Raw genomic sequence first — 3,752 nt, 5'->3', positions numbered from 1 at the left:
AAAAACACCGAACCTTTTGTTTTAAAATCATAGGATCTGTGATGAGAGGGATGTTTTTTTTCATCTTGATGCACTATAACAATATGGTTTATCGATAAATATACTTGATAACGCTGGAGATACAATTATTATTTAACTAACCTAAAATTAAAAAGACCAATAACATATGGCTATAGCGACGTATCGAGGATTCACCCTTACATCTGCTCCCAATTCTACAGATATATGGCAAGTTAAGATCAAAAACCATGTTTTGACTGGTAACCTTGCGGCAGTAAAAAAAAGCATAGACTGGTGGTGTGACACGGCCTCCATCATTGATCCTAGAGAGTTCGATGCGGTAGGTAAGAAGAGAGAGGCTCCAGATGGTAAACAAGAGCAATTTGGTGGCTTTACACTGAAAAATGATACAGGTGAGCTCAATGGCTGGTATTGCTTTTTCAATGGTCGCTTAATCAAAGGTTCGAAAGTGGCTATTCAAAAACATATCGAAGCTTATTTGCTTGCAAAACAGAAAGCAGAACAATTGAAGAAGTAAATTATTTATGACACTTGTATATTCTACGGATTTAGGCCGTATCAAAGCTGAGCCTGAAGTTATAGAACGCCCTAAAGGAGATGGAGTGGCTAGAATCCATCGTCAAACAAAAGGGCGAAAAGGGAAAGGCGTGAGTATCGTGACCGGCTTGGATTTAGATGATACTGCATTAAAGCTATTTGCGGCAGAACTCAAGAAAAGTTGTGGGTGTGGTGGCTCAGTAAAAGATGGTGAAATAGAGATCCAAGGTGATGCTCGAGACAAAATTAAAGCTTATTTAGAAAAGAAAGGTTTCAGAGTTAAACTAGCCGGAAATTAACGTATTAATAACTAGAATGAAATCTTCGATTATCAGACTAGTTATTAGGTATTTTATGGTAAATACTGATTATGTTTAATGGCTACATCCCTAGAAAGCGCACAAAGGTATGGCGCTTTCATTTTGTCACTAAACATTTAACATAAGATATATAATACGCACTTTAGGCATGGTCATTTTAGGGATTGGATGAATCGATTTGGGGTTTTGATTCTTGCCGTTCTTGGGCTTTAAGCTCTGGATAAAGCCGGATGAAACTCAACATACCTTGAAGGTTTTCTATTTCATCGTGCATATGATCTCGTAAGTTAAAGGCAATCTCATCAGGACAATCGCCTGTACCTAAGAAAATTGAGATATTGGAAATTGCATTTAGCTTAGATTCTACGTCTGATAGCGTGTATTCTTTCATGGTCATAGTCAACTCCGTTTCAGTTGGTTGTGATAAAAAGCCCGTAGTTGTTCAAGCAGTTACGGGCTTTAACTTATTTTGTAATCAATGGTTCAGACTCTGTGATTTTTCTAAGTGCATTGCCACAATGTGGACATTCAATATGAGCTAAGAAGTTACCGACTATGACCTCATCATCAAAGAACGGTTTGTAGCAAGAACGACATTGATATAGTGGCTCATCTAGACGGTTTACCATCATTATCCCTGTCTTATAAAAGATTTTTCGAGACGGTAAATCAAAGCTCATCGCTCAACTTCCAAAGGCTCGATAATCTGGCCAAACCGTTTTAACTCAAGAGAGCCGAAATTATTAATCGCATAGCTTGAGCTGTGTGGTGTATAGAGTCCGGCCGCGTAAGGTTGTTGTCCTTTTTCTAACTGCAATTTCATTTGAACGGGAAACTTGCCACCAATATAGGCATAAGCATCTTGTTCATAAATATCACGACCTGGCTTGTCATCTTTGGGTTTGGTGGTTCGAGTCGCAACTTTTACATCTTCGGGGAATATTTCAATTTTCAACATGTGGTATCTCTCTATGCAATAGCTCTAAATGGCATAACGTTAGATTTGGCAACAACGGGCAGTTGATACCAACTAGGAATGGATAACGGCTTAACTTCGATAACTTCAGAACGCCTTAAGGTCGGACACATACGAGTTACATCAAACGGTTGTCCAATGTCGATACCAACTTTTTTAAGTCGTGTTTTATGTTCATAAAATTGGCTTCGATTCAATACTTGGCGTAAGTCGGTACCATTTTGCCAAAGACTGAAATAGTTCATTGTTGTATTAGCCTTTCGAAGTGTATCGACAGCGCCCACATCAAGAAGTTGGTGGGCAATTGATACGTGTTCATCATGGGTAATCTGTATCGTCTTCATAGCGTTCTCAATATCATTCAGATGCGGGTAAAAGTCTTCTTCGGTCACTAATCCGTAAAACTGTAGTCTGTGTTTTTTCAAAAATAATTGCTTCAGGCTGTTTTCGTCTCGTACGACACCATTTTGTTCGCAATAACTGATTAATTTCTCTACATATTCAAGTTGATTTTCAGTAATACCGTCTTTTTTACGCTTGTCTTTTTTCAAATGCTCTTTTAATTCAAATGCCTTACAGTAAAGTTTATTCAATAACCAAGATGAGCCATAACCCCAGCCGCATGTCATGCCGTTGGGAAACAAGTTAGGCTTACGACCTCGACCGATTTGCATAGAGGACATGCCGCGAATGAATGAGGCTTCCTTACCCTGCCCTACAGCCAAATTACGAGTCCAATCGATAGAAGTAATTTCCGCGCCACGGCCATTGCCGACTAGCGATGTTGATTTACCATTAGGCGATTGCCTTGGGTACAAACGAGTATTTTTAGTCAGTGGTGGTAAGCCATAACGTGAAAGAAGATGGTTATAAATCTCGACACAATCATCTAGTGAAGTGAGGCCAAATAGATTATCCATTCTCTGCCAGCGTGACGGGTTACCCTCCACACGAACGCGATAACCATCACAACGGATCGTTAGTTTTGTACTGAATGACCCTTCAAGACGCTTCTGATTTACTGAAGGTGGTAACGCTTCTCCTGTTTCCATATCCAGTCTTTCAATCACATGCGTCCCAACGAGCGGGAGCCCGCCATCAGGATGATCTTGATGCATAAAAAGCTGGTCTATGAAGTACAATGCAAAACCCTGTCAAGTACGTTTTAATGTGCTCTACATTATAAAAAAGCTAACCTCAACGCAGGAGGTTAAAAAACGGGTGTTAGAATGATAAAAAACCGTACTTTAAGGGATGAAATGATGATTAAAGACGTACTGAAAAATGCCAGATTAAGAAAAGGCTTAACCCAAGAACAAGTTGCAAAAGAAGTAAAAGTGGCAAAGCAGACATATTTAAAATGGGAAAATGGCGAAACAGAACCTAGGGCAACGCAAATCGCAAACCTTGCAAAAACATTAAATGTATCTGCAAACGAAATATGCCAAGGCGTTGAGTTTGGAAAATTATCACTTCAAGATTTTATTATAGAATTGTCACAAATTGCAGTTCCAAGAGAAATTGTAACGATGACTGTATGGGAACAACTAGAAGATCATTACACGTTTTTAGACATATTAGAAACTCGTGAAAAACAAGCTATGTAAATGAAGAAAGTCCGGAATTCCGGACTTAATTGGGGTGTAACAGTAACCCCAACCGTTCCGGTAACATTCGTGTAACGTTTTGAGTTCGGGAGAGAAGCAACGTGGCGCTGCGCTTTCTCCCCGTCTGCTTCTCTCTCTAGCCTAAATAATGCCATATTGGCACAAGAGTACACTATTAAAGATAGTGTACTCGCCCTGCTTTCTCCTTCCTCCGTATGCGCCCCGTGGGATCATGGGGCGCATACGTTTTTATTTGATATTATCCTTTCTTTTTCGTAAGCGCATCATAAA

The 3,752-nt window shown here is 39.6% G+C and carries 6 protein-coding genes; 3 read left to right on the top strand and 3 right to left on the bottom strand.

Annotated elements, in window-relative coordinates; all coding sequences use genetic code 11:
• The first annotated feature begins 166 nt into the window (after positions 1-166).
• Positions 167-538 carry a DUF3319 domain-containing protein gene (locus VOR_RS0115285; protein ID WP_010320568.1) on the top strand — a complete coding sequence of 124 codons (372 nt, stop codon included), beginning with the start codon at positions 167-169 and terminating at the stop codon, positions 536-538.
• 7 nt (positions 539-545) lie between these two features.
• Positions 546-857, top strand: coding sequence for a stress response translation initiation inhibitor YciH (gene yciH / locus VOR_RS0115280; protein ID WP_010320567.1), 312 nt, complete (start codon positions 546-548; stop codon positions 855-857).
• A gap of 178 nt (positions 858-1,035) precedes the next feature.
• Here yciH and VOR_RS0115275 read toward each other — a convergent pair whose 3' ends face one another.
• From VOR_RS0115275 to VOR_RS0115260, 3 genes are all read right to left on the bottom strand, one after another.
• Complete coding sequence (locus VOR_RS0115275) at positions 1,036-1,275, bottom strand: hypothetical protein (RefSeq protein WP_010320566.1); 240 nt, start codon at positions 1,273-1,275, stop codon at positions 1,036-1,038.
• Positions 1,276-1,554: 279 nt separating this feature from the next.
• The gene (locus VOR_RS0115265) at positions 1,555-1,836 is read right to left on the bottom strand and encodes a single-stranded DNA-binding protein (RefSeq protein ID WP_010320565.1); all 282 of its coding nucleotides are present in this window, start codon (positions 1,834-1,836) and stop codon (positions 1,555-1,557) included.
• A gap of 11 nt (positions 1,837-1,847) precedes the next feature.
• A complete protein-coding gene (locus VOR_RS0115260; RefSeq protein WP_155815378.1) occupies positions 1,848-2,996 on the bottom strand; it encodes a phage/plasmid replication protein, II/X family in 1,149 nt (382 codons plus the stop codon).
• Positions 2,997-3,083: 87 nt separating this feature from the next.
• Here VOR_RS0115260 and VOR_RS17420 point away from each other — a divergent pair, with 87 nt between their 5' ends.
• Positions 3,084-3,461 (top strand): helix-turn-helix transcriptional regulator, encoded by a 378-nt coding sequence (locus tag VOR_RS17420; RefSeq protein ID WP_019281265.1) that lies wholly within the window; start codon positions 3,084-3,086, stop codon positions 3,459-3,461.
• Positions 3,462-3,752: the final 291 nt, after the last annotated feature.

This window comes from Vibrio ordalii ATCC 33509, from assembly GCA_000257205.1.
GTDB lineage: Bacteria > Pseudomonadota > Gammaproteobacteria > Enterobacterales > Vibrionaceae > Vibrio > Vibrio ordalii.
Note: the sequence above shows the minus strand (reverse complement) of the source record. Positions and strands in the feature narration are given on the sequence as shown.